The 24685-nt window shown below is 53.7% G+C and carries 25 protein-coding genes; 15 read left to right on the top strand and 10 right to left on the bottom strand.

Annotated features, from left to right (window positions below):
- Positions 1 to 231 (top strand): (Fe-S)-binding protein (locus CPA45_RS18500; RefSeq protein WP_133066799.1); only part of this gene is annotated, 231 nt, incomplete at its 5' end.
- A gap of 144 nt (positions 232 to 375) precedes the next feature.
- Here the strand turns inward: CPA45_RS18500 and CPA45_RS18495 are convergent.
- The 5 genes from CPA45_RS18495 to CPA45_RS18475 form a co-directional block, all read right to left on the bottom strand.
- On the bottom strand, positions 376 to 933 hold the full coding sequence (locus CPA45_RS18495; RefSeq protein ID WP_096654112.1) for a phosphoribosyl-AMP cyclohydrolase: 558 nt from the start codon (positions 931 to 933) through the stop codon (positions 376 to 378).
- A gap of 103 nt (positions 934 to 1036) precedes the next feature.
- Positions 1037 to 1840 carry an indole-3-glycerol phosphate synthase TrpC gene (gene trpC, locus CPA45_RS18490; protein WP_096654108.1) on the bottom strand — a complete coding sequence of 268 codons (804 nt, stop codon included), beginning with the start codon at positions 1838 to 1840 and terminating at the stop codon, positions 1037 to 1039.
- Between the two features lie 8 nt (positions 1841 to 1848).
- Positions 1849 to 2883 carry an anthranilate phosphoribosyltransferase gene (gene trpD / locus CPA45_RS18485; RefSeq protein WP_096654106.1) on the bottom strand — a complete coding sequence of 345 codons (1035 nt, stop codon included), beginning with the start codon at positions 2881 to 2883 and terminating at the stop codon, positions 1849 to 1851.
- A gap of 36 nt (positions 2884 to 2919) precedes the next feature.
- Positions 2920 to 3510: an anthranilate synthase component II gene (locus tag CPA45_RS18480; protein ID WP_096654104.1), complete on the bottom strand. Its 591-nt coding sequence runs from the start codon at positions 3508 to 3510 to the stop codon at positions 2920 to 2922.
- A 432-nt stretch (positions 3511 to 3942) separates the two neighbouring features.
- Positions 3943 to 4431 carry an Rsd/AlgQ family anti-sigma factor gene (locus CPA45_RS18475; protein ID WP_078088152.1) on the bottom strand — a complete coding sequence of 163 codons (489 nt, stop codon included), beginning with the start codon at positions 4429 to 4431 and terminating at the stop codon, positions 3943 to 3945.
- Between the two features lie 392 nt (positions 4432 to 4823).
- Here CPA45_RS18475 and CPA45_RS18470 point away from each other — a divergent pair, with 392 nt between their 5' ends.
- The 13 genes from CPA45_RS18470 (at position 4824) to CPA45_RS18410 (ending at position 17638) form a co-directional block, all read left to right on the top strand.
- The gene (locus CPA45_RS18470; protein ID WP_096654102.1) at positions 4824 to 7109 is read left to right on the top strand and encodes a bifunctional salicylyl-CoA 5-hydroxylase/oxidoreductase; all 2286 of its coding nucleotides are present in this window, start codon (positions 4824 to 4826) and stop codon (positions 7107 to 7109) included.
- The gene (locus CPA45_RS18465) at positions 7106 to 7876 is read left to right on the top strand and encodes an SDR family NAD(P)-dependent oxidoreductase (RefSeq protein ID WP_096654100.1); all 771 of its coding nucleotides are present in this window, start codon (positions 7106 to 7108) and stop codon (positions 7874 to 7876) included. Before CPA45_RS18470 ends, CPA45_RS18465 begins: the two co-directional genes overlap by 4 nt.
- Entirely contained in the window at positions 7873 to 8379 is a 507-nt protein-coding gene (locus tag CPA45_RS18460) for a MarR family winged helix-turn-helix transcriptional regulator (RefSeq protein WP_096654098.1), read from the top strand. Before CPA45_RS18465 ends, CPA45_RS18460 begins: the two co-directional genes overlap by 4 nt.
- 26 nt (positions 8380 to 8405) lie before the next feature.
- Complete coding sequence (locus CPA45_RS18455) at positions 8406 to 9209, top strand: enoyl-CoA hydratase family protein (RefSeq protein WP_422822043.1); 804 nt, start codon at positions 8406 to 8408, stop codon at positions 9207 to 9209.
- Positions 9209 to 10342 carry an acyl-CoA dehydrogenase family protein gene (locus CPA45_RS18450; RefSeq protein ID WP_096654094.1) on the top strand — a complete coding sequence of 378 codons (1134 nt, stop codon included), beginning with the start codon at positions 9209 to 9211 and terminating at the stop codon, positions 10340 to 10342. The genes CPA45_RS18455 and CPA45_RS18450 overlap by 1 nt, the downstream gene beginning before the upstream one ends.
- A gap of 127 nt (positions 10343 to 10469) precedes the next feature.
- Positions 10470 to 12149 (top strand): benzoate-CoA ligase family protein, encoded by a 1680-nt coding sequence (locus CPA45_RS18445; RefSeq protein ID WP_096654092.1) that lies wholly within the window; start codon positions 10470 to 10472, stop codon positions 12147 to 12149.
- Positions 12150 to 12177: 28 nt separating this feature from the next.
- Positions 12178 to 13320 carry an ABC transporter substrate-binding protein gene (locus CPA45_RS18440; RefSeq protein WP_096654090.1) on the top strand — a complete coding sequence of 381 codons (1143 nt, stop codon included), beginning with the start codon at positions 12178 to 12180 and terminating at the stop codon, positions 13318 to 13320.
- A 62-nt stretch (positions 13321 to 13382) separates the two neighbouring features.
- Positions 13383 to 14303, top strand: coding sequence for a branched-chain amino acid ABC transporter permease (locus CPA45_RS18435; RefSeq protein WP_078088160.1), 921 nt, complete (start codon positions 13383 to 13385; stop codon positions 14301 to 14303).
- On the top strand, positions 14296 to 15375 hold the full coding sequence (locus CPA45_RS18430; RefSeq protein WP_096654088.1) for a branched-chain amino acid ABC transporter permease: 1080 nt from the start codon (positions 14296 to 14298) through the stop codon (positions 15373 to 15375). The genes CPA45_RS18435 and CPA45_RS18430 overlap by 8 nt, the downstream gene beginning before the upstream one ends.
- A complete protein-coding gene (locus CPA45_RS18425; RefSeq protein ID WP_096654086.1) occupies positions 15368 to 16120 on the top strand; it encodes an ABC transporter ATP-binding protein in 753 nt (250 codons plus the stop codon). Before CPA45_RS18430 ends, CPA45_RS18425 begins: the two co-directional genes overlap by 8 nt.
- A complete protein-coding gene (locus tag CPA45_RS18420) occupies positions 16113 to 16793 on the top strand; it encodes an ABC transporter ATP-binding protein (RefSeq protein ID WP_096654084.1) in 681 nt (226 codons plus the stop codon). Before CPA45_RS18425 ends, CPA45_RS18420 begins: the two co-directional genes overlap by 8 nt.
- 12 nt (positions 16794 to 16805) lie before the next feature.
- Positions 16806 to 17213, top strand: a complete 408-nt coding sequence (locus CPA45_RS18415) for an acyl-CoA thioesterase (protein ID WP_096654082.1) — start codon at positions 16806 to 16808, stop codon at positions 17211 to 17213.
- 11 nt (positions 17214 to 17224) lie between these two features.
- Entirely contained in the window at positions 17225 to 17638 is a 414-nt protein-coding gene (locus tag CPA45_RS18410; RefSeq protein WP_096654080.1) for a RidA family protein, read from the top strand.
- 35 nt (positions 17639 to 17673) lie between these two features.
- Here the strand turns inward: CPA45_RS18410 and CPA45_RS18405 are convergent, their stop codons facing one another.
- The 5 genes from CPA45_RS18405 to CPA45_RS18385 all read right to left on the bottom strand — a co-directional run bounded on the left by CPA45_RS18405 (position 17674) and on the right by CPA45_RS18385 (position 23550).
- On the bottom strand, positions 17674 to 18534 hold the full coding sequence (locus CPA45_RS18405; RefSeq protein WP_096654078.1) for an alpha/beta hydrolase: 861 nt from the start codon (positions 18532 to 18534) through the stop codon (positions 17674 to 17676).
- A gap of 29 nt (positions 18535 to 18563) precedes the next feature.
- Positions 18564 to 19064, bottom strand: coding sequence for a disulfide bond formation protein B (locus CPA45_RS18400; protein ID WP_096654076.1), 501 nt, complete (start codon positions 19062 to 19064; stop codon positions 18564 to 18566).
- On the bottom strand, positions 19061 to 20701 hold the full coding sequence (gshA, locus tag CPA45_RS18395) for a glutamate--cysteine ligase (RefSeq protein ID WP_096654074.1): 1641 nt from the start codon (positions 20699 to 20701) through the stop codon (positions 19061 to 19063). Before gshA ends, CPA45_RS18400 begins: the two co-directional genes overlap by 4 nt.
- A gap of 141 nt (positions 20702 to 20842) precedes the next feature.
- Entirely contained in the window at positions 20843 to 23203 is a 2361-nt protein-coding gene (locus CPA45_RS18390) for a Tex family protein (protein ID WP_096654072.1), read from the bottom strand.
- A gap of 110 nt (positions 23204 to 23313) precedes the next feature.
- Positions 23314 to 23550 (bottom strand): DUF1127 domain-containing protein, encoded by a 237-nt coding sequence (locus CPA45_RS18385; RefSeq protein WP_096654070.1) that lies wholly within the window; start codon positions 23548 to 23550, stop codon positions 23314 to 23316.
- A 113-nt stretch (positions 23551 to 23663) separates the two neighbouring features.
- Between CPA45_RS18385 and CPA45_RS18380 the strand changes: the two genes are divergently transcribed.
- Positions 23664 to 24518: a LysR substrate-binding domain-containing protein gene (locus CPA45_RS18380; RefSeq protein WP_244287655.1), complete on the top strand. Its 855-nt coding sequence runs from the start codon at positions 23664 to 23666 to the stop codon at positions 24516 to 24518.
- Positions 24519 to 24685: the final 167 nt, after the last annotated feature.

The raw sequence follows: 24685 nt of genomic DNA, 5'->3' as shown, positions 1-24685 counted from the left end.
GCGAATAGCGGTTGCTGCGGCATGTCGGGCACCTACGGGCATGAAACCCGTAATGTGGAAACCTCCAAAACCATTTACGCCCAATCCTGGCAACCCCAGGTAGAGGCCGATGAAAACGCGGGCAGGCTGCTGGCCACGGGCTACTCCTGCCGTAGCCAGGTAAAGCGTTACTCTCAGCAGACACTTCCACACCCCCTTCAGGCGCTGCTCAGGTGCTTGCATAGCAGCTGAGACAAATAAGTAGCTGAGACAAATAAGCAGCCAGGGCAAATAGCCTGCTATGAACAAACAAAAGGGGCTTGCACTATGTGCAAGCCCCTTTTGTTGATTTCCGTTAATTTTGTACTTCAACGGATTTAGCAGCTACTAGATACATTACTCCGTGAAAGGCAGCGATGAATGGTGCAGCACAATACGCAGCTCACCTTCATCATCAAGCTGGTAGCCCCATGACTTATCCACGACTGTCGTGTTGCCCTCGCTATCTAACATGGAGACGTTGCCCATCGTCATCGCTGTATCACCGCTAATGAAAATAGCCGCATTATCAATGGTAACTTCCTGCCAACCTTTCAGCGCAAAGCCACTATCGTTGGGGAACTCGTCACTATGGCCAACAAAGTAGGCCAGCGCTCCTTCGGGCGTAGTACGAAAGGTTTGCGGCGCAGCAGCTAGGGTCGGTTTAAACAGCACTGGCCCCATCTCATACCCGTACGCACTCTCAATGACTGCTTGGGCGAGTTCACTTGCCGCATCAATGCCTTCACTCTCATAGGTATTGGAAATATTCACCAACGCTTCGCCCCACGCCTGCTGCGCTGCCAACACCTGCTCCTCGGTGATATCACCGCCGAGGTGAGTCACTTCGGTCGCGTGAGCCAGTGATGCCACGCTTAGGCTAACCACTGCACTGGCAATAAGTGTCTTAATCATGTTGGCTATCTCCACCTTGGGTTCATCAGAACGCACTTGCATTCCATCATCGTCTTCAGTTAGTCCCAGCCAGCGTCAAACACTGACGCCAACGGATACCTCGTTAAAAAAACAGCCTTTTTAACGCAAGCCCAGGATCCTCTTCGCGCATAAACGCCTCACCAACCAAAAAACCATTTACATTATGATCGCGCATCAACTCAACATCATCACGGGTGTGAATGCCAGATTCAGTAATTACCGTAACACCTTCAGGAATAAGCGCTAACAGGTCAATTGTGGTGTTCAGGCTGGTGTCAAAGGTGTGCAAGTTGCGATTATTGATGCCCACCAGCTTCAGGTCCAGCGCCAGGGCGCGCTCTAACTCATCGGCATCATGCACTTCCACCAGCACATCCATGCCTAGATCATCGGCTTGCTGATAAAGGTCACGCAGCTGAGTGTCATTAAGTGCAGAGACAATAAGTAGAATGCAGTCAGCACCAATGGCACGGGCTTCGGTTACCTGATAACCGTGGGTAATGAAATCTTTACGAATAATTGGCAACTCGCAAACATCGCGAGCAGCCATCAGGTAATCTTCATGGCCCTGAAAGAAATCTGCATCAGTCAGCACTGAGAGGCATGCTGCTCCCCCCTTGGCATAGCTTTTAGCAATATCTGCCGGGTGGAAATCTTCGCGCATGACACCTTTCGAGGGAGAAGCTTTTTTCACTTCGGCAATAATCGCAGCATCACCTGCAGCAATGCGCGCGTTAAGCGCCTTAATAAATCCGCGGGGCGCGCTTTGCTTGTTAGCAAGTGCTAACAAATCGGCTTCAGACACCGCTTGGCGACGTTCCGCCACTTCTGCGTCTTTACGAGCCAAAATACGCGTTAAAATCGTCGGCGTTGCCTGGTCAGTCATTGGTTTATTTACCCTTTAAAGACGCTAGTTTTGAAGACACTCGTGAAGTGCGAAAGCTCATTGAGCTTCTCAAGCGGAAGTTTAGAAGCCTGAGCATCCTGGGCTACCATCACACCCTCTTTTAAACTATCGGCTACGCCCGCACAGTAAAGCGCGGCCCCTGCATTAAGGGCCACAATATCCGCTGCGGCACCCTCGCCCTTTAGTGCAGCTTTTACTAACCGTAGGCTGTCTTCGGCACTGGCCGCTTTTAACGTTGCTAGGCTTTGGCGCTCAATACCAAACTCTTCGGGGGTAATGGTGTACTCAGTAACCTCCCCCTCTTTAAGTTCGGCTACACGCGTGGGTGCTGCCAGTGAGATTTCATCCAACCCATCTTCAGAGTTGACCACCAGAACATGGCGGCTGCCAAGCTTTTTAAGCACGTCAGCCATGAGCGGTACTAACGCAGGCGAATAAACACCTAGCACTTGGTTAGGTGCGCTGGCAGGGTTAGTGAGAGGACCGAGAATATTAAACAGCGTACGCACGCCCATTTCACGGCGCGGCCCAATAGCGAAGCGCATCGCCGGGTGGTGGTTAGGTGCAAACATAAAGCCGACCCCTACCTGCTCGATACAGCGGGCAACCTCTTCAGGTTTAAGGTCCAAGTAGATACCGGCAATATCGAATAAGTCGGCACTGCCTGACGACGAAGAGACGCTACGGTTACCATGCTTAGCGACATGGGCACCCCCAGCAGCAGCCACAAAGCTAGCTGCGGTAGAGACGTTAAACAAATTAGCGCCATCGCCGCCGGTACCAACAATATCTACCACGTTATCCGTGTTAAGCGTTACCTGCTTCATCAACTCGCGCATTACCTGAGCAGCAGCGCTAATTTCCACGGCGCTTTCGCCTTTCATGGCCAGCCCCACTAGCAGGCCACCAATTTGAGCATCGGAAGCTTCTCCGGTCATGATCTGACGCATTAGCGCGTACATCGCATCGAAAGAAAGGTCTTCGCGGCGCACTACCGCGTTAATTGCGTCTCGCATTTGCATGAGCAGAAAAGCCCCTAAAGCGTATGAATTTGGCGGTCAACCGCGTTGTAAAAAATTGGCCAATAACGCATGGCCTTGGCGCGTGAGTATCGACTCAGGGTGAAACTGTACCCCTTCAATATCCATGTAACGATGACGAAATCCCATTATCAGCCCTGGCGTTACATCATCCTCTGCTGTCCAGGCGGTGACCTCTAGACAGTCTGGTAGGCTTGATTTTTCAACGACCAAGGAGTGGTATCGAGTTACTTCCAAAGGGTTTTCAAGCCCTTTAAATACCCCCTGCCCCAGGTGTTTTACCGCAGAGGTTTTGCCATGCATTACCTGAGGGGCTCGCACTACATTACCACCATATACCTGACCAATCGCCTGGTGCCCCAAACAAACCCCTAGGATAGGCAGTTTGCCAGCAAAATGGGCAATGACTGCCAGCGAAACACCGGCCTCATTGGGGGTACAAGGCCCCGGAGAAATCACTAAATGAGTAGGCGCTAAAGCGTCAATTTGCTCAAGGGTGAGTTCATCATTGCGGTAGGTCATTACCTCGGCGCCAAGCTCACTCAGATACTGAACGATATTGAAGGTAAAGCTATCGTAATTATCGATCATCATAACTTTTTGATGCATAAGTGTTTGATTGCCTTCATCATCATGCAGCAGACTTGCTCTTAATACTTAGGTTGTTACCCTGAGCTCATCCCGTTAATAAGCTTTTTAGCATCGATTAGAGATTGTACCGCCCTCCCCATACATCTGCCACGCGCTATCGCTAGACCAGCAAACTATTGGTGCGAAAACGATAGGTGTAAAAACGACAGGAGTGGAAACTATAGGTTTAAAAACTATAGGCTTAAAAGCATGGGCGCGAAAACTTAAAGCAGCGATGCCTTGGAAAACAGTGCATTGGAAAACAGTGCATTGAGAACAACAGCACCTTGAGGGTAACAGCACCTTGAGGGTAACAGCACCTTGAGAACAACAGCAGGCTAAACAGCTATTGGCAGAATGGCAAAAGCACCGCGCAGGGGTTCTACTGCGAGGTGCTTTGTGTCAATAGACTTAAGCAGGGGACTTCATTTGCTTGGGGCTATGGGCAGCGTGCAAACGGGCAATCAGTTGATCTTCCAGCGCAAAACGCTCAGTGAGACCTTTGGCTAGCCGATCAATCCAGGCAGGTAACCGCACTAGATTCTGCTGGCAGCGCACCGGCGAAGCGAAGTCCTCATCGAACTCAAGTACCATCGCAGTGGACATTTCCAATCGCTCTAAAAGCTGTGCAGCAATTAACAAAGCACTCTCATCGTTAAATGCCTTAGCTTCTTCAGCTAACTGTGGGTAAATTTCGAAATGCCCGGCACTGATATAATCCATCAGCAGTTCACTAAAGGTATCGATACGCGCTTTGCTAACCGCTTCCAGCTCAACATCGCAGGCTTCTTTCAGCTCAATAAAGCTAACCAAAAGTGAGCGACGCTGGTCCAGCCAACGGTCTATCAAACTATGTACGCCCCCCCAGCGCTCCAGGGCATTTTTGCAATCTTCGAGCATGGGGCTTTCTCCTTAACGGCACTTTAACCACATTATTTTTTAATTATGCTTAGCCACTCGTAAAGCGAATAGGCTTAGACTCGCGCTTCCACCTATTCCTGTCAATCCCAACGAGCGCAGTTTCCTTATCACTTAGAGCTCGCTGGTCATAACACCTTTCATAACGCCTTCAACTATGGTGTTAGGTCACTGCTCTCAAGCCTCTAGTGGTGCAATCACCTTACTGACTTTTATGCTCTCATTTTCCGCCATGTATTGCGAGCGTAACGGGGTGTTATACCGTCAAGTAAGGCTATCAAAATAGTTTAAGCTTAAAAATTTTATACTTGAATTTTTTACATCCCGTTTCTATCTTTAGAAAAGAGTGAGATTCCCCGTGGAGAATAAATAAAATGAGAATCGCGTGCCTCGGTGGAGGTCCTGCTGGCCTCTATTTTGCAATCAGCATGAAGCTACAGGATCCCTCTCACGAGATTGTGGTGATCGAGCGTAACCGTGCAGACGACACCTTTGGCTGGGGCGTAGTGTTATCAGACGAAACCCTGGATAACCTGGCGGCCAACGACCCGGTCAGTGCAGAGCGCATTCGTGAGCATTTCGCCTATTGGGATGACATTGCGGTCGTTCATAAGGGTGTAAAAACCGTTTCAACGGGACATGGTTTCTGCGGTATTGGCCGTCGCCAGCTGTTAATTCTGCTCCAAGAGCGCGCGCTAGAACTGGGCGTTGAGATGCTCTTTGAAACCGATGCCTCAGAAGCCTCTATTGAGCAGTACCGGCAAGAGTATGACTTGGTACTAGCTGCCGATGGCCTTAACTCTCGCACCCGCCAAACCTATGCTGAGCATTTCAAACCCGACATTGATGTACGGGCGTGCAAGTTCGTTTGGCTGGGCACGCACCAAACCTTCAACGACGCTTTTACCTTTATTTTCGAACCTACCGAACATGGTTGGGTGTGGGCTCATGCGTATCAATTTGATAATGACACGGCGACCTTTATCGTGGAGTGCAGTGAAGCCACCTGGCAGGGGTTTGGCTTCGGTGAAATGAGCCAACAGGAGTCCATTGCAGTCTGCGAACGTATCTTTGCCAAGCATCTTGGCGGTCATGCTTTGATGACCAACGCCAATCACATTCGCGGCTCGGCGTGGATCAACTTTCCAAGGGTACTTTGCGAACGCTGGAGCTACGAAAACGTGGTGCTGATGGGTGATGCCGCCGCGACTGCCCACTTCTCGATTGGTTCGGGCTCCAAGCTCGCCCTGGAAAGTGCTATCACGCTGGCTAACTGCTTGCATAGTGAAAGCGACATGGAAGATGCCGTCGCCCGCTACGAAGAGGATCGCCGTTTCGAGGTGCTACGCTTGCAGTCCGCAGCGCGCAACTCCACCGAATGGTTTGAGCAAATAGAGCGCTACCTGGATCTCGACCCGGTGCAGTTCAATTACTCCTTACTGACCCGCTCCCAGCGCATCAGTCATGAGAACCTGCGAGTGCGCGATCCCCAGTGGCTGGAGAGTGCAGAGCGCTGGTTTCAAACCCAGGCAGGCAACCCTAGCAGCACCCGCGCACCAATGTTTGCGCCCTACCAGCTACGCGATATGACGCTGATTAACCGCGTGGTGGTGTCACCCATGGCCCAGTATAAAGCGGTGGATGGCTGCCCTACCGATTGGCACTTTAGCCACTACGCTGAGCGAGCCAAAGGCGGTGCAGGCCTGGTGTATACCGAGATGACCTGCGTGAGCCCCACCGGACGGATCACCCCCGGCTGCCCAGGTTTGTACGCCACGGAACATGAAGCAGCATGGAAACGGCTATGCGATTTTGTGCATACAGAAACGGCCACCAAGCTATGCGCTCAAATTGGTCACTCCGGCCCAAAAGGCTCTACCCAGCTTGGCTGGCAGGAAATGGACGCCCCCCTTGCCGAGGGCAACTGGCCGATTCTGGCAGCCTCTGCCCACCCTTGGTCAGCACGCAACCAAGTGCCCAAGGCAATGGATAGGAGCGATATGGATCGGGTGCGCGATGAGTTCGTAAGCGCCGCTCAGATGGCCGACCGTGCGGGCTTCGATATGATTGAGATTCACGCCGCCCACGGCTACCTGCTCTCATCCTTTATTACCCCGTTGACCAATCACCGTGACGATGAGTATGGCGGCTCGCTGGATAACCGGCTGCGTTACCCGCTTGAGGTGATCCGCGCTGTGCGCAGCGTTTGGCCAACCCAGAAGCCCCTTTCGGTGCGCATTTCTGCAAATGACTGGTGCGGCGATGAAGGCATTACCCCCGACGATGCAGTAGAGATCGCCAAACGGCTGCGGGACGCGGAGGTGGATATCGTCGATGTCTCTGCCGGGCAAACTTCAACCCAAGCCAAACCGGTGTATGGGCGTATGTTCCAAACGCCCTTCTCTGACCGGATCCGTAACGAGGCATCGATTGCTACCATGGCGGTGGGCAATATTTATCAGGCCGACCACGTGAACTCGATTCTGATGGCTGGGCGCGCTGACTTAGTCTGTATCGCCCGCCCTCACCTGGCTGACCCCTATTGGCTGCTGCATGTTGCCGCGGGGTTGGGTGACCGCGAGGTAGAGTGGCCTGCACCCTACCGGGCAGGAGCGGATCAACTGCAGCGCTTAGCTGAGCGTGGCGAGGGTTGGGTATGAGCTTACTCGGTAAAAACGTGGCCGCTAACAACCTGGCCGGCAAACGAGCCGTTATTACCGGCGGAAGCAGCGGCATTGGTGCCGATATGGCCTTGGCCTTTGCCGAAGCAGGCGCCGAGGTCATGATTACTGGCCGCCGCGAGCCCCACCTTCAAAAGGTTGCCGATCAACACAATCGCGTTGACTTCGCCGTGGTCGATGTTACCGACGAAGCCGCCATGGTGGCGCTGTTCGAGAAAATCGGCAGGGTCGATATTGTCATCGCCAACGCCGGGGCGGCGGAGAGCGCCCCTTTCGCCAAAACCTCTTTTGAGCAGTGGCAACGGATGCTCAACGTTAACCTTAGCGGCGTATTTCTGACTCTGCGCGAAGGTTTAAAGCAGTTAAATGACGGAGGGCGAATGATTGCCGTTGCCTCAACCGCAGGCCTAAAAGGCTACGCCTATGTAGGCGCTTACTGCGCAGCAAAACATGGCGTGGTGGGGCTGGTACGCTCACTGGCTGCTGAGACGGCGACCCGTAATATTACCGTTAATGCGCTCTGCCCTGGATTTACCGATACGCCACTATTAGCTGCCAGCGTCGATAACATTGTGGCCAAAACCGGTCAATCCGCCGAACAGGCCACTTCCCACTTTGAGTCCATCAACCCCACCGGGCGCTTAGTGACTCCCGCCGAGGTGACCGCCACCGCCCTATGGCTATGCGGCCCTAACAGCGGCGCGATAAACGGACAGGCGATCTCAATCTCAGGAGGAGAAGTATGACGGCCGAAAGTCTAGGAAAAAACAGCTTAAGCAAGGAGCGCCTGCGCTTATGGCTGCGTATGTTGCGGGTCACCCGTCAGGTGGAGTCCGAGCTGCGCGAACGGCTACGTACCGAGCACGACTCTACACTACCCCGCTTTGATGTTATGGCCGCGCTATATGCCGCCGAGGAGGGCCTGAAAATGAACGAGCTCTCCAAACGGCTGCGGGTTTCCAATGGCAACGTGACCGGCATTATTGATCGTCTAGTGGATGATGGCACCGTGGAGCGTATTGCCATTGAGGGCGACCGTCGCGCTACGCGGGTCTGCCTGACCGTCGTAGGCAGAAAAACCTTTAGAGGCATGGCCGTTGAGCATGAGCGCTGGATCAACGCCCTTTTTGAGGGAGTAAATGAAGAGGATGCTCATCATATCGGCGAGTTGCTTCACCGCTTGCCTGCTTCTCTTAACGACGCCCCTACTCTTAACGACGGCAATGCCGACGGCCCCATTAATCACTGAAAGGCGAGAACAATAAAATGAAGAGCATGGCTAGCTTAACCCCGGCGCATTTTATCTGGGAAATGAGAGGTGATGTCGCCGTGATTCGGCTAAACCGCCCAGAACGCAAAAACCCACTTACCTTTGAGAGCTACGCTGAGCTGCGCGATACCTTTCGTGACTTGGTCTATGCCTCAGATGTGCATGCCGTGGTGTTTACCTCTAACGGCGATAATTTCTGCTCCGGTGGCGATGTGCATGAGATTATCGGCCCCTTGGTAGGCAAGGATATGAAGGGCCTACTCGAATTCACCCGCATGACCGGCGATTTGGTCAAAGCCATGCTCAACTGCGGTAAACCAATTATTGCCGCGGTGGACGGCATTTGCGTCGGGGCGGGAGCGATTATCGCCATGTCCTCAGATATTCGCTTTGCCACTCCCCGCACCAGCACGGCATTCCTATTTACCCGGGTGGGGTTGGCGGGATGCGACATGGGGGCCTGTGCAATGCTACCGCGCATTATTGGTCAAGGCCGTGCGGCAGACCTACTCTACAGCGGCCGCAGCATGAGCGCTGAAGAGGGCCTACAGTGGGGCTTTTACAACCAGGTGGTCGAACCGGAATCCCTGGAAGAGGACGCCATCGCTTACGCTACCCGGCTAGCTAACGGCCCCACTTTTGCCCACAGCATTACCAAAACCCAGTTAAACCAGGAGTGGTCCATGAGTCTGGAGCAGGCCATCGAATCGGAAGCCCAGGCACAGGCGATCTGTATGCAAACCAATGATTTTGCACGCGCCTACCACGCCTTTGTAGCCAAACAAAAACCTGAGTTTAAGGGGGACTAATGAGCGACAAAAGCTTTCTAGCGTGGCCCTTCTTTGAGGCTAAACATCGCGAACTTGCCGAGCAACTTGAAGCATGGTGCCGCGCAGAGCTGCCCCGCGACCACAGCGATGTCGATGCTACTTGTATCCAGTTAGTACGCGACCTGGGCAAAGCAGGGTTTTTAACCGGCACGGCAGGCGAGCATATCGATGTGCGCATTTTGTGCCTAATTCGTGAAACCCTGGCCCGCCACGACGGCTTGGCCGATTTCGCCTTTGCCATGCAGGGGCTGGGTACCGGCGCGATCAGCCTGTATGGCAGCGATGAGCAGAAGCAGTGGCTGGATAAAACCCGCCGTGGTGAAGCGCTTTCAGCATTTGCGCTGAGTGAGCCTCGTTCAGGCTCCGATGTGGCCCAACTGGATACCACCGCCGAGCGCGATGGCGACAACTACCGTTTGAATGGCGAGAAAACCTGGATCTCTAACGGCGGCATTGCCGATATTTATACGGTCTTCGCCCGCACCGGTGAAGGCCCCGGCGCCAAAGGACTTTCGGCCTTTTTGGTACCCGCCGATACGCCAGGGCTGGAGATTCGTGAACGCCTAGAGTCGGTGGCACCTCACCCGCTGGCTCGGCTTGGTTTTAACGATATGGCGCTACCTGCTAGCGCCTTGATCGGCCAACCGGGACAGGGTTTCCGGATTGCTATGTCAGTGCTGGATGTTTTCCGCTCAACGGTAGGCGCAGCAGCACTGGGGTTTGCCCGCCGCGCGCTGGAAGAGTCGCTTTCCCGTAGCCGTTCCCGAGAGCTGTTTGGCGCCACTCTTTCAGACCTTCAGATGGTGCAGGGCCACTTGGCCGATATGGCGCTGAATGTGGATGCCGCCGCTCTGCTGGTTTACCGCGCCGCCTGGACCAAAGACCAAGGCGCCGAGCGGGTTACACGTGAAGCGGCGATGGCCAAGCTGTTTGCCACCGACCAGGCCCAGCAGGTGATTGATCAGGCGGTGCAACTCCACGGCGGCGACGGCGTTCGCAAAGGTCATATCATCGAGAGCCTGTACCGGGAAATTCGCGCACTGCGTATTTATGAAGGCGCTTCCGACGTCCAGAAAGTAGTCATCGCCCGCAGCATGCTCACGGAGGAGTAGATAGCAAAGAGCCACACAAAGTTTTACCCCAAACAATAAAACATTACGCCAGACACCGTATCCCTGCCCACGCCTCATCTGAACCGCGGGCAGGAATAAACAACGACACTAAATACGGAGGTTGGTCATGTATATCCAGTCGGCTCATGCTGATACCTTTGCGCGGGATAACCTGCCACCCAGTGATTGTCAGCCTGAGTTTTTACTCTCAGGCTATGATTACCCTGAACGACTTAACGCTGGCGTTGAGCTTTGCGACCGGCTGCTCAACCAGGGCCACGGTGAGCGGACTGCCCTAGCAGGCAACGGCCGGCGGCGCACTTATCGAGAGCTCACCGAGTGGACAAACCGCCTCGCCCATGTGCTGGTGGAAGACCTCGGCGTGATTCCCGGCCAGCGAGTTCTGATTCGTTCGGCCAATAATCCCGCGATGGTGGCCTGCTGGCTGGCAGCGACCAAGGCAGGCGCTGTGGTGGTCAACACCATGCCCATGCTGCGCAGCAAAGAGCTATGCCAGGTGATTGATAAGGCAGAAATCAGCCTCGCCCTCTGCGATACCCGCCTGCTAGAAGAACTGAACGCTTGCCAAGCCCAAAGCGACGTTCTGACTCGTATTGTCGGCTTTGATGGTACGGCTAATCATGACGCCGAACTTGACCGTTTAGCACTCAGCAAACCAGCTACTTTTGATGCCGTGGATACCGCCGCCGACGATGTGGCCCTGCTGGGGTTTACCTCGGGCACCACCGGTTCACCCAAAGCCACCATGCATTTTCACCGTGACCTCCTAGTGATTGCCGACGGTTACGCAAAGGAAGTACTACAGGTGACGCCAGAGGATGTGTTTGTCGGCTCGCCCCCGTTGGCATTTACGTTTGGCCTGGGTGGATTAGCAATCTTTCCGCTGCGCTTCGGCGCCACTGCCGTGCTGTTGGAACACGCCACCCCACCCAACATGATGGATATCATTCGTGAATATCAGGCCACGGTGGTGTTTACCGCCCCCACCGCTTACCGGGCAATGCTCTCAGCACCCACTCGCCATGAGGATCTCAGTAGCCTACGAGTCGCTGTTTCTGCTGGCGAAACGCTGCCAGCGCCTATTTACCACGACTGGATCAAACAAACCGGCACACCCATTATCGACGGTATTGGCGCAACGGAAATGCTGCATATCTTTATCTCCAACCGCCTGGATGACCACCGCCCTAACTGCACTGGTAAGCCGGTGGCAGGTTACCAAGCGCGGATTGTTGATGACGCGATGGATGATGTGCCCCAGGGCACGGTGGGCAAGCTTGCGGTGCGTGGCCCTACCGGCTGTCGCTACTTAGCCGATAAGCGCCAGCAAAAGTATGTGATTGATGGCTGGAATATCACTGGCGATGCGTTTTACCAAGATGAGGAAGGTTACTTTCATTTCGCTGCCCGCAATGACGATATGATTGTCTCAGCTGGCTATAACATTGCAGGCCCTGAGGTGGAGGCAGCATTACTTGCCCACCCCGCCGTTAAAGAGTGCGCGGTGATTGGCGCCCCCAGTGAGGAGCGTGGGCAAATTGTCGAGGCTTTTGTTGTTCTAAACGATGGATTTCAGCAAGATGAAGAATGTCTGCAAACGCTGCAGGACTTCGTGAAGCAGATGATCGCGCCTTATAAGTACCCTCGCTCGATACGTTTTATTGAGACTCTGCCAAAAACAGCCACGGGTAAGGTTCAGCGTTTTCGGCTAAGCCAGGAGCACTACCCAAGCATTGGCTCTCCTTGCTCTGACTCCAGGTCAAACAACGTACGACCCTCTAAGTAAAAAAACGATTAAATATGAGGAATGTTCCATGAAAAAAATAACTCACTTCGGTCTTGGCTTGCTCCTCTCATCAAGCTTGGTGACAGCTCATGCGGATGACGTAAAAATTGGCATGATCACCACCCTTTCCGGGGGCGGTTCGCACCTGGGCGTAGATGTTCGCGATGGTTTTATGCTGGCAATCGAGCAGTCAGGCCGCGATGATGTCAACGTGCTGATTCAAGATGACGCCAATCGCCCTGACCTGGCCCGCAGCTTAGCCAATGAGTTTATGCAGCGGGATAACGTCGATATTCTCACCGGTATCATATGGTCTAACTTGGCGATGGCAGTAGTTCCCGCCGCCGTGCGTCAGGGCACTTTCTATCTATCACCTAATGCAGGGCCTTCCGATTTAGCCGGGCGAATGTGCCACGAAAATTACTTTAACGTAGCCTATCAAAACGATAACTTACACGGCGCCATGGGCGCTTACATGCGCGAAGAGGGCTATGAGCGGCCAATTATTCTGGCACCCAATTACCCAGCAGGCACCGATGCCCTAGCGGGTTTCAAGCACCTTTACGAAGGTGAGGTGGTCGACGAGCTTTACACTCAAATGGGCCAGACCGACTACGCCGCTGAAATTGCCCAAATTCGCGCCAGCGATGCTGATAGCTTGTTTTTCTTTTTACCCGGCGGCATGGGTATCTCGTTTATGAAACAGTGGGAGAGTTCCGGCGTCGATATGCCTATCTTTGGCGCCGCTTTCTCATTTGACGAAATCCTTATCAAAGCCGTTGGCAGTGCGGCCATTGGCGCTCGCAACACCTCACTATGGGCCTACGATTTAGATAATGAAGCCAACCATCGCTTCGTCGAAGGCTTCCGGGAAGCTTATGGCCGTACTCCTACCCTCTACGCGGCCCAGGGTTACGACACCGCTAATCTTATTCTTAGCGCCCTAGATGTTGCCCACCCAGATGATCAAGGCGCCTTCCGCGAAGCACTGCGGGCTGCCGACTTTGACAGCGTGCGCGGTGAGTTCCGTTTTGGCCCTAATCACCACCCCATCCAGGATATTTACGTACGTGAGGTCGTGGAAGGTGACGACGGAGAACCTACCAACCGCCTGCTCGGCATCGCGGTTGAAGATATCCAGGACGTCTACTTCGAACAGTGCCAGATGTAATATCGCCGCGGCTGGGTCTCACCCCCCAGCCTCTCTTGATTGATTAGAGAAAGGTTCCTTTCATGTCCGTTACTCTGCTAATAGAGCAACTTCTCAACGGCGTGCAGCTTGGTACTATGCTGTTTTTGATGGCCAGCGGCCTTACCTTAGTCTTCGGGGTGATGGGGCTAATCAATCTCGCCCATGGCTCCTTTTATATGGTGGGCGCCTATGCCACTGCGGCGGTCACGGCTTCAACCGGCTCCTTTCTGGTTGGTCTAGGCGCGGGCATTATAGCAGCGGCATTAGTGGGTGCCCTGGTAGAGCTGATCGTTATCCGGCGACTTTATCACCGTCCCCATCTTGACCAAGTACTGGCCACTTTTGCGCTTATTTTGATTTTTTCCGAAGGCACACGCTGGATTTTCGGTTCGTCTCCCATGCGGCTTAGCCCGCCTTCCTGGTTGACCGGATTTGTCACCCTACCTGGCGATACCCGCTACCCCATTTATCGGCTAATGCTGATTGGGGTGGGTATCACCGTTTCAATTGCGCTGTACTTTCTCATCTCTAAAACACGCTTGGGCATGCGCATTCGCGCCGGTGAAAGCGACCGCGAAATGATTGGTGCCCTAGGGGTCAATATCTCAAAGCTCTATACCCTGGTGTTTGCATTGGGCGCAGGTTTAGCGGGTTTAGCCGGTGCGTTAGTGGGTGCGCTGCAATCCGTGCAGGTGGGTATGGGTGAACCAGTGCTGATTCTAGCCTTTGTGGTGATTGTCATTGGCGGTATCGGCTCGATAAAAGGCGCGCTGTTTGGAGCACTGTTAGTAGGCCTTGTGGATACCTTAGGGCGCGTGTACTTGCCGATATTCTTCCGGACCTTTATGCCGCCATCAGAAGCTAGTGGGGTTGGTGCTGCGCTGGCCGCGATGCTGATTTATATCCTCATGGCCATCATTCTCGCTTTCAAGCCGAAGGGACTGTTCTCTGCTCATGACTAACAACACGCCCCTAACGAATAATACTGGCCTGTCTAAGAGTGCAGCCCCTGGGGTTGCTAATAGTGGCCTCGCAACCCAGCCAGATAACCACTTTGACCGTAAAGGGCTCGTTCAGATCGTGTTACTCGGTCTGTTATTCTTGGTGCCGGTAGCGGCTTATTTTCTAGGCCATATTTACTATGTCAATCTAGCTTCGCGGATCACCATTATTGCTATGGCAGCCGTTGGCCTTAACCTGGCGATTGGCTATGGCGGCATGGTGAGCTTTGGCCATGCTGCTTACTTTGGCTTAGGCGGTTACGTCGCAGGTATAAGTGCTTACCACGCCTTTAATTTTACGCCATTTATGACCTGGCCTGTTAACGTGCCAGGTAGTGACAGCATGCTGGTGGTGTGGCTAGTGGCTATTCTGGTGTGCGCGCTATTGGCGCTGGCAATCGGGGCTATCTCGCTGCGTACCACTGGGGTGTATTTCATTATGATCACCCTCGCCTTTGCCCAGATGATTTATTACTTCGCTAACTCCTGGCCAACCTATGGTGGTGAAGATGGCTTGCCGATCTATTTACGCAATGGCCTGCCTGGGTTAGATACCAACAACGCGTTGACCTACTTTCTGATCTGCTTCTTTGGGCTTGTGCTGGCGATGGCGATTACTTCGCGGCTGATGAAATCCCGCTTTGGTGCCGCCCTTACCATGGCACGGCTAAATGATGTGCGCCTTGCCACTGCTGGCATTAGCCCTTACCCCATTCGATTGGTGGCGTTTGTGATATCGGCAGTAATCACTGGGCTTGCCGGCGCGCTGTATGCAGACCTGAACGGCTTTGTTAGTCCGACCATGCTGAGTTGGCACTTCTCCGGAGAGCTGATGGTAATTGTGATTTTAGGTGGCGTAGGCCGTCTTTATGGCCCACTCGCCGGAGCAGTGCTGTTTGTGATGATGGAAACCCTTCTGGGTGGTATGACTCAGTATTGGCAGCTCTTTCTGGGGCTGGTGTTACTCGGGGTGGTGCTGTTTGCCAAGCACGGAGTAATGGGTTGGCTGGCAGGGAGGGAGCGTAATGAGTGAGACCATCCTTTCGCTAAATCACCTGCATAAGCAATTTGGGGCCCTGCAGGCGACCAACGATGTTTCTCTGGAGCTCCAGACTGGTGAAATCCATGCCTTGATTGGCCCCAATGGGGCTGGCAAGTCGACCCTGATCGGACAAATTGCTGGCAATATACGCCCAGACAAGGGCAGCGTTTATTTATCAGGCACTGAAATCACTGGCATGAGTATTGCTCAGCGCGCACGGCTTGGGTTGGGGCGCAGCTTCCAGGTCTCATCTCTCGCTGAGCCGTTATCGGTGATGCGCAATGTAATGATGGGCGTTCAAGCACTACAGAGTCACAGCTTCCGCTTCTGGAAACCTGTCGCCCAGGACCAGCAGCTGCTTGAACCTGCTGTTGAGGCATTGGAGCGCATGCAGCTTAGCCACCGCGCCTGGACACCTGTATGTGAGCTGTCTCATGGTGAACGACGCCAAGTAGAAGTGGCTTGCGCTCTGGCACTCAAGCCCCGAGCCCTGCTGCTGGACGAGCCCATGGCGGGCCTCGGGCCTGAAGGCTCGGCGAAACTTACCGAGCTACTTGAAGCACTGAAGCTGGAAGTACCTATTCTGCTGATTGAGCACGACATGGATGCGGTATTTCGGCTGGCTGATCGTATTTCCGTGCTGGTCTCCGGCAGTGTTATTGCCCATGGCGATAGCCAGACAATTAGGCAGGATCCACGCGTTCGCGACGCCTACCTGGGAGATGCAGATGCTTAAAGTTGCTGATATTGAAACCTTCTATGGCCCATCCCAGGCACTATTTGGCGTTAACCTTGAAGTAAACGCTGGTGAAATGGTCGCATTAATGGGTCGCAACGGCATGGGCAAAACCACCACCATTCGCTCGATATTTGGTCTTACCCCTGCCAACCGCGGCACCATTACGTTTGAGTCCCATGACCTGCGCCGCTTACCCGCTTACCGGATTGCCAAAGCAGGCTTGGGCTTGGTACCTGAAGGCCGTCGCTGTTTCCCTAACTTATCCGTGCGCGAAAATTTGCTGGTGACCGCTCGCCCAGGCGAATGGACATTACAGAAAGTAGAGCTGCTGTTTCCTCGTTTAGAGGAGCGTCGCTTGCAAATGGCCAAAACCCTCTCCGGCGGTGAACAACAGATGCTGGCCATTGGCCGGGCTCTGATGACCAACCCACGTCTACTGGTACTTGATGAAGCTACTGAAGGCTTGGCACCGGTGATTCGCCAGGAGATCTGGAGAGCAATTCGCTTATTTAAGGAGCAGGGGCAATCCACGCTGCTGGTGGATAAATCATTGAGCGAAGTGCTGCCTATTGCCGATCGTTGCACCATCTTAGAGAAAGGCCGCACCGTTTGGGATGGCAAACCTGCTGCACTGGATAGTGCCGTGCGCGACCGTTACCTAGGCGTGTAGGGAGAAAAAATAATGGCGTTTAGAACTCAGCGGAAGGTTCGCTTTCAGCACTGTGACCCGGCGGGTATCGTTTTTTATCCCCGCTATTTTGAAATGATTAATTCCGTGGTGGAGGACTGGTTTGAGGAAGTCGTGCAGCACGACTTTAACCAGCTGCATATAGAAACCGGTACGGGTGTCCCTACAGCTGCTATCGATACGCAGTTTCATGCGCCAAGTCGATTGGGCGAACTGCTTAACTTTGAATTAATGGTTCAGTCCGTGGGGCGCAGCAGCGTGACCATCCAGATCGTCGCTTATTGCGACGATCAAAAGCGCCTAACTAGCGATTCAACCCTGGTATTTGTGGATTTAAGTAGCGGTAAATCTATGCCATGGACCGAGGCAATACGTAAGCACATTACCGTCGATAACCTATAAGGATAGCCATAATGAGTGACGCCAACTTTCATCAGCTTCTTCACCCTTCTCATTGGAAAGCAGCAGTCGGCTACGCTAATGGCGTGCTTGCTTCAGGGCAAACTGTATTTGTCGGCGGGCAAATTGGCTGGAATGCTGATCAGGTGTTTGAAAGTGATGATTTCGTTGTTCAAGTTAATCAGGCGCTGCAAAATATTGTGGCGATCTTAAAAGAGGCCAATGCAGGTCCGGAGCATCTCGTTCGCTTAACCTGGTATGTCACTGACAAGCGGGAGTACTTGGCACGACTTAAAGAGGTGGGCGCCGCCTACCGCGAAGTGTTGGGCAAGCACTTCCCAGCAATGACCATGGTGCAGGTGGCAGGGCTTGTGGAAGATCAGGCCAAGGTGGAAATCGAAGCAACAGCAGTAATTCCTGCCGCTTAAAACATATGGGCAGCGCCTCTAGTGAGGCGCTGCTATCAGCTGTGAAACCCTTTGATCCACTCCACAAAGCAGCCATCATTAAGATAGTGCTCAAGAATCGAGAAGTGATCTACCTCATGGAGTAGCTGCTGAGTGGCGTCCTGCCTCTGCTCGCTTAAATGCTCGCTATAGGCGCTCATCTGCCGCTCAAACTCTTCTGACTCCAGGCCTCCTGCTACTAGCTTTATTGGTGCAGGCACACGGCACGGCAGCCATAGAGGGCTGAACTCCTGCACATCTCGCCCACTCAGTTGTAGCTTGGGTTGCAGCCACGACCAGGGAAAGGGTCGCAAATCATAGAGGCCACTGACACATAGCGCACCGCGAATCAGCCCATTCGGCAACCCAAACGTATCTTTCCAATCCGTGGACATCAGCATCGCACATAGATGCCCACCCGCCGAGTGCCCTGAAATACTCAATTGTTCCGAGTCGACATCTAGTTCGGCGGCATGGCGATACACAAAGGCCACTGCTGCCTGAGCCTGACGCACTAGTTCACTAAAGCGTACCTGGGGGCAAAGCGCGTAGTTAACCACCGCAACCGTAATGCCTGCGGCGACCAAGTCATCAACGATAAAACTAAATTCACGATGGCTCAGTGAACGCCAGTAGCCGCCGTGGAAAAAGACGTGTACTGGCGCCTGGGGTGTATGCGCATGAAAAATATCCATGCATTCAGCAAGCGAAGGTCCATAAGGCAGACCAAGGCTTACGTTAAGGCTTGCGCGGTGGCGTTCACGTGATGCTTCACTGCGCTCACGCCACTCCTTTACCAACACCATCGGGTCTCGACCTATCAGCGGGTCGTAGGCACGGTCGATCTCTTCTTGAGTCGTAAAGTGTTGATAAAGCATTTAAGCCTCCTTATCACTGACGCACGGCGCTAGCCCCGATGTTTAAAAAACAACATACGCAGCGGTACGATTGCCAGGACCGCAAAGCCAATGAAGGTCCAGGCAGGCAACGATAAACCCAATAGAACGAAATCGATCTCGGCGCACTCGCCTGAGCCTGTCAGCACCATGGCCACCACTTCCTGCATGGGCAGGATATCCATCATGTATTCAAGCCCAGGGCCGCAAGATGGTACCTCATCGGCAGGAAGGCTTTGCAGCCATACATGACGCCCGGCAATAAATGCACCAGTACCAACGGCCATCAGTGCTAGCAATCCGTAAATAGCTTTACCCACTCGCCCAGCGGGGCTATGGATCGCGGCAATCGCGAACACGACACCAGCGGCTATGACAGCAACCCGCTGGAAGATACATAATGGGCAAGGTTCAAGCCCCCCTATGTGCTCCAAGCCGAGCGCGACTGCCATCATTAAAACGCAGAAGGCTAACCCGGCCAGTGCAACCGAGCGAAAAGAGTGCAAGATCATTGACGATCCTCTGGTGAGATAGCAGACAGCGCCCGAGACTCCCGCGCTTTGGCAAAATAGCGACTTAAAAATTCACTGAAACTCTCTTGATCAGCGGCTTCAATATCGCGCTGCTGCTGATGCGAGGTTTCAATCAACTGGGCAAGCAGCGCTTCGCGGCTACGCTGCATAGGCTCAGCTTTCAGCTGCTCAGCCTGCTCTTTGGCTAAGCTGAGCATTAAATCGCTCAGCGATCCGCCGCTCTCCTTCAGTCGTGCAAGTACCTGGGCAGAAGGAGTAAGCGAAGGATCTGCCAGACGTGGCGCAAGATCAGCAAGCGCGTCAGCATGAGGAGCCCCCTCTTCAACCGCATCTAATAAACGAGCCACTTCGCCCATTTCGGCGAATATCTGCCCCCCCCACTCCCGCACCGTGGTGGTCTCACCATGATTGAATAACTTGAGCTCTGGATCACGGCCGCGCTCTACTACCCAGCGGCGGTTGTCATCTAAGCGGTCGCACTCTTCATCAGAAATCCATGGGCTATCGCTGAGCAGACACCACATTAAAAAGGTATCCACAAAGCGCATCTGGGTTTCAGTCACGCCCAACGGATCGAAGGGATTTAAATCCAAACAACGTACTTCGATATATTCCACACCACGGGCTTCAAGCGCCTGGCTGGGGGTCTCGTTATGCTTGGCGACTCGTTTGGGGCGAATATCGCTGTAGTACTCATTTTCAATCTGCAGGATATTGGCATTCAGCTGGCGCCACTCACCATCCACATTAACGCCCATTTTTTCATAATCGGGCCAGGGCGAAGAGATCGCATGGCGCAGGGTGTTAACGTAGTTCGACAGCGAGTTAAAACAGATTTTAAGCTGCGACTGCACCTTGTTTTGATAGCCCAGATCGGACATACGCAGCGTGGTGGCATAGGGGGCATAGTAGGTGTCGTCGCTGAGCGACTGCAGCTTGTCGGGCACTTTTCCATCGGGCAAAAAGCTCTTGTCAATCGCCGGTGAAGCACCAAACAGATAAAGCAGTAACCAGCTATGGCGACGAAAATGGCGAATCATGCCGAAATAGCGAGTCGAGCGGTAATCGTTGAAGGGGATATTGGTGGCTTTTTCCATTTCGCGCAGTGCATGCCACATATCATCCGGCAGCGATACATTGTAATGCACTCCCGCGATGGCCTGCATAATGCGGCCATAGCGCATATCCAACCCTTTACGGTAAACATGCTTCATAGTGCCAACATTGGAACTGCCGTAGTCGGCAATCGGTACGCTGTCATTGCCAGATAGCCTGGAGGGCATACTACCGGGCCAAATCCACTCATTTTCCAAGTGATGATAAGTAAAGGTGTGCAAGTCAGATAAAAAGCACAATGCCTCACCCGGCTGAGAATATACCGGAGTGATGTACTCAAGCAGCGCTTCAGAGTAATCAGTGGTGATATGCGGGTGTGTTAGTTTGGAACCTAGCGTATGCGGGTGGGGCGTTTGAGCAATATGACCATTGGCATTAACCCGCAGCCCTTCTTTTTCAAGCCCGCGTCGCAGGCGGCCCAGCCGACCAAGGCGCGCACTGGGTAGCAGGCGCTCGACTTGCGCGGTCAGCGCGGATGGCACAGTGAGTGGTTCAGGCAAGGTGAACACTCCTTGTCAGTAAGGCCTGCTGACAGCAGGCCTTGTTGAAATCAGCTGGCATCACCATGGTCTTTTTCGTGTCTTCTAAGGAGAACAAGAAGCAGGATATGGCGGCAACCCTGTTTTTTTCAAGACACGCGACTATTTGCCTCGCTTTGCTTTAAGCAGAGCGGCGCCTAATGCCCCCATTGAAGCAGGCGCTTCGCTGGGCTTACTGCCTTGACGCTGGCCACCTTGGCGATTGCTGCGCTGAGGCTTGCGCGGCTCATTATTGGCTGCGCCATTGGGCGTACTCTGCGTTTGCTGCTCTGGTTCATCATCCAGACGCATGGAAAGCCCTACCCGCTTACGTGGAATATCTACATTCATCACTTTGACAGTGACAATATCTCCTGCTTTGACCACGCTACGAGGGTCATCAATAAAGCGGTCAGAGAGGGCTGATATATGCACCAAGCCATCCTGATGAACGCCCACATCCACAAAAGCGCCGAAGTGAGTCACGTTGGTGACCGTACCTTCTAACACCATCCCCAACTTGAGGTCTTTCAGGGTTTCCACACCTTCCCGGAATTCAGCAGCCTTAAACTCAGGGCGCGGGTCTCGGCCAGGCTTATCCAGCTCTTTAAGAATGTCATTAACCGTGGGCACCCCGAAGCGCTCATCGGCAAAGTCGGCGGGCTTTAACGCTTTTAGCGCGGCACTATCGCCAATTAGACCCCTTACTTCACGGCCACTCTGCTTGGCGATACGCTCCACTAGCGAGTAGGCCTCCGGGTGGACAGCACTGGCATCCAAGGGGTTATTGGCATTATGAATACGTAGGAAACCGGCGCACTGCTCAAACGTCTTTGCACCTAAGCGGCTGACTTCTAAAAGCTCTTTGCGGCTTTTGAAGGCACCTTTCACATTGCGCTGGGCAACGATATTTTCGGCAAGCGCTGTACTTAGCCCCGCTACGCGTGAAAGCAGTGCACTGGAGGCCGTATTGAGATCAACACCCACAGCGTTAACACAATCTTCAATGACCGCCTCCAGGCTACGCGACAGTTGTACCTGAGAAACATCGTGCTGGTATTGACCTACGCCGATGGATTTAGGTTCGATTTTAACCAGCTCTGCCAGCGGGTCTTGAAGGCGACGGCCGATGGAGACAGCGCCGCGGACGGTCACATCCAGATCCGGCATTTCCCGTGAGGCATATTCAGAGGCGGAGTAGACCGAGGCGCCCGCTTCCGACACCATCACTTTACTTAACCGGTGTGCAGGGGCTAGTGCTTTGAGTAGCTCACCTGCCAGCTTATCGGTTTCGCGGCTGGCAGTGCCGTTACCTACGGCAATCAACTCAACGCCATGCTGTTTGACTAATTTGGCGAGTACGGCCAGCGACTCGTCCCAGCGGTTTTGTGGTGCATGTGGATAAATAGTGGTGTGATCGAGAAACTGACCAGTGGCATCGATCACCGCGACCTTACAACCAGTGCGCTGGCCGGGATCGATAGCCAGAGTGACCTTTTGACCCGCGGGGGCGGCCAGCAGCAAATCTTTAAGATTAGCCGCAAATACTTCAATGGCGGTGAGTTCGGCCTGCTCACGCAAGCGACCTAACAGCTCAGTCTCTAACGCAGTGTAAAGCTTAACCCGCCAGGTCCAGCGTACGACTTCACTTAACCATTTATCCGCCGGGCGGCCTTGGTCACTAATACCGAATTGCTTGGCAATCACTACTTGGGCGGGGTGTACCGGGGCTTCGTCTTCGCCAGGCAGACGAATCGACAGACTTAATACACCCTCATTACGTGCCCGAAACATTGCTAGGGCTCGGTGAGAAGGCGCTTTGGCCAGTTTCTCATCATGCTCGAAATAATCGGAGAACTTTGCCCCCTCCTGCTGCTTGCCATCCAGCACACGGGCGCTTAGTTCACCCTCTTGCCATAACCGTTCACGCAGTTGGCCAATCAGCTCGGGGTCTTCAGCGAAGCGCTCCATTAAAATCTGCTTGGCACCATCCAGTGCGGCTTTGGCATCCTCAATGGCAGGTATATCGCCTTCTGCCGGGCGTAGATACTTGCCTGCTTCGCTTTCAGGGTCGAGAGCTGGGTCGGCAAGCAGCGCATCCGCCAGCGGCTCTAGTCCTGCTTCGCGGGCAATTTGTGCTTTAGTGCGGCGCTTTTTCTTAAATGGCAGGTATAAATCTTCCAGGCGCTGTTTGGTCTCAGCAGCGTCAATACTGGCTTTCAGCGTGGCATCTAGTTTTCCTTGCTCATCAATGGCGGCAAGCACTGCTGTACGGCGCTCTTCCAGCTCGCGCAGATAGCGCAGGCGCTCATCAAGCAGGCGAAGCTGGGTATCGTCTAGTGCGCCAGTGACTTCTTTACGGTAGCGGGCAATAAACGGTACGGTGGCGCCGCCATCCAGAAGCTCCACTGTCGCGGAGACCTGTTCAGTTCGTACGCTTAGCTCAGTGGCTAAGCGAGAAATAATGCGTTGTTTGACATCCATAACGTGCAACTAACTCATGCAGCATTCGAGGTGTCGACAAGGTACCACAATCATACAGCGCTGGCATGAATTGCCAGCGCTGTATGACCTCCTCCTAACCCACCATCTTACTAACGACACCAGTTGCTATCACTCCAAGAGGACTTCTTTGCTTCACGCCTTACCTGCTCACGGCTCAGCCCTATGTCTTTCAGCGTGGCATCGCTAAGATCTCGTAACGCATACCGTTCTCGGCGTAGCTGCCGCCAACGCTGCAACCTAGCCCACCAGCTTATTTTTTTAGGTAAACACGTCTTAGCATTTTGTGCCGATTGTGGTTCTTTTGTCTGCTTCGTCAGGCAATCCATCACTGCTTCCTCGTATTGCTGTTTTAACCATAGAGAAAGTATTGAACAGCGACTACAATCAATCCAACGAATACCTCTTATGAACAACATCAATAATTTTGATACTCATAGCCATGCTACCTACTATTGATCACGAGCTATTACGCACCTTCGTCGCCATTATCGACCAAGGCGGGTTCACCCGTGCTGCACAGACAGTAAACCGCACCCAGTCGGCAGTGAGTATGCAGATGAAACGTCTTGAAGAGGATGTTATTCAGCGACCGCTGTTTGTGCGCCAGAACCGCCAGCTACTGCTAACCAGTGAAGGCCGGACACTGCTTGGCTATGCGCGTAAGATTTTATCGCTGCAGGGAGAAGCTCTAACGCTTTTACGACAGCCCGACATGGTGGGGCGCGTTCGTCTGGGCGTGCCGGATGACTACGTGATGCGCTTTCTGCCCGGTATTCTCAAAACGTTTTCCCAGGCATGGCCGCTAGTGGATGTAGATGTGCACTGCGCGCCCTCCTCTGTGCTCTCGCAGCGTCCGCAGGAGAGCCTAGATCTCAGTATCATGACGCGCGAGATAGGCGATGAAATTGGCACTATCCTGAGACGCGAACCCACCGTGTGGGTGGCAGATGAGAGCCACAGCATCCATTTACAGGCGCCAGTTCCCCTTGCCCTGTTTGAGGCGCCCTGCTTCTGCCGCCGCCATGCCTGTAATGCGCTTGATCGTGCAGGCGTGGCTTACCGGGTCGCCTATAGCAGCCCGAGTTTGGCCACCTTACAAGCAATTGTTGGCGCCGGATTAGCCGTTTCAGCATGGATGCGCAGTTTAGTCACTCCCGATGTACGTATACTGAGTGAAGCCGATGGCTTCCCCCCACTGCCTGAATCCTCCGTTGTGCTAATACGCTCACCACACTCCACCTCGCCCATTGTCGACGGCCTGGCCGAGCACATTATTGAGGGGTTTAGGCTTTAATCAGCACCGCTGCGCGATGCTCCCACGGGTGCGCTGACGCTTACGCCGCGCTACAAAACCCACCAATCCAGCTATGCGCACAAACCCGAGAATCGTGGCGGAACCAAAAACCCACAACATTAGCTATTTGCACACCATGTAGCGCGTGGTAACGAGAACGCGAGTTC

It is taken from the genome of Vreelandella nigrificans, assembly GCF_002374315.1.
GTDB lineage: Bacteria > Pseudomonadota > Gammaproteobacteria > Pseudomonadales > Halomonadaceae > Vreelandella > Vreelandella nigrificans.
Note: the sequence above shows the minus strand (reverse complement) of the source record. Positions and strands in the feature narration are given on the sequence as shown.

Coding starts and splice junctions, on each gene's coding strand:
- CPA45_RS18385 (WP_096654070.1), bottom strand. CDS start 23,550: ATGGATTGCCTGACGAAGCAGACAAAAGAACCACAATCGGCACAAAAT.
- CPA45_RS18430 (WP_096654088.1), top strand. CDS start 14,296: ATGACTAACAACACGCCCCTAACGAATAATACTGGCCTGTCTAAGAGT.
- CPA45_RS18470 (WP_096654102.1), top strand. CDS start 4,824: ATGAGAATCGCGTGCCTCGGTGGAGGTCCTGCTGGCCTCTATTTTGCA.
- CPA45_RS18420 (WP_096654084.1), top strand. CDS start 16,113: ATGCTTAAAGTTGCTGATATTGAAACCTTCTATGGCCCATCCCAGGCA.
- CPA45_RS18380 (WP_244287655.1), top strand. CDS start 23,664: ATGCTACCTACTATTGATCACGAGCTATTACGCACCTTCGTCGCCATT.
- CPA45_RS18440 (WP_096654090.1), top strand. CDS start 12,178: ATGAAAAAAATAACTCACTTCGGTCTTGGCTTGCTCCTCTCATCAAGC.
- CPA45_RS18390 (WP_096654072.1), bottom strand. CDS start 23,203: ATGGATGTCAAACAACGCATTATTTCTCGCTTAGCCACTGAGCTAAGC.
- CPA45_RS18435 (WP_078088160.1), top strand. CDS start 13,383: ATGTCCGTTACTCTGCTAATAGAGCAACTTCTCAACGGCGTGCAGCTT.
- CPA45_RS18450 (WP_096654094.1), top strand. CDS start 9,209: ATGAGCGACAAAAGCTTTCTAGCGTGGCCCTTCTTTGAGGCTAAACAT.
- CPA45_RS18465 (WP_096654100.1), top strand. CDS start 7,106: ATGAGCTTACTCGGTAAAAACGTGGCCGCTAACAACCTGGCCGGCAAA.
- CPA45_RS18425 (WP_096654086.1), top strand. CDS start 15,368: ATGAGTGAGACCATCCTTTCGCTAAATCACCTGCATAAGCAATTTGGG.
- trpD (WP_096654106.1), bottom strand. CDS start 2,883: ATGCAAATGCGAGACGCAATTAACGCGGTAGTGCGCCGCGAAGACCTT.
- CPA45_RS18405 (WP_096654078.1), bottom strand. CDS start 18,534: ATGCTTTATCAACACTTTACGACTCAAGAAGAGATCGACCGTGCCTAC.
- CPA45_RS18410 (WP_096654080.1), top strand. CDS start 17,225: ATGAGTGACGCCAACTTTCATCAGCTTCTTCACCCTTCTCATTGGAAA.
- CPA45_RS18495 (WP_096654112.1), bottom strand. CDS start 933: ATGATTAAGACACTTATTGCCAGTGCAGTGGTTAGCCTAAGCGTGGCA.
- CPA45_RS18445 (WP_096654092.1), top strand. CDS start 10,470: ATGTATATCCAGTCGGCTCATGCTGATACCTTTGCGCGGGATAACCTG.
- CPA45_RS18400 (WP_096654076.1), bottom strand. CDS start 19,064: ATGATCTTGCACTCTTTTCGCTCGGTTGCACTGGCCGGGTTAGCCTTC.
- CPA45_RS18475 (WP_078088152.1), bottom strand. CDS start 4,431: ATGCTCGAAGATTGCAAAAATGCCCTGGAGCGCTGGGGGGGCGTACAT.
- CPA45_RS18455 (WP_422822043.1), top strand. CDS start 8,406: ATGGCTAGCTTAACCCCGGCGCATTTTATCTGGGAAATGAGAGGTGAT.
- CPA45_RS18480 (WP_096654104.1), bottom strand. CDS start 3,510: ATGCATCAAAAAGTTATGATGATCGATAATTACGATAGCTTTACCTTC.
- CPA45_RS18415 (WP_096654082.1), top strand. CDS start 16,806: ATGGCGTTTAGAACTCAGCGGAAGGTTCGCTTTCAGCACTGTGACCCG.
- trpC (WP_096654108.1), bottom strand. CDS start 1,840: ATGACTGACCAGGCAACGCCGACGATTTTAACGCGTATTTTGGCTCGT.
- CPA45_RS18460 (WP_096654098.1), top strand. CDS start 7,873: ATGACGGCCGAAAGTCTAGGAAAAAACAGCTTAAGCAAGGAGCGCCTG.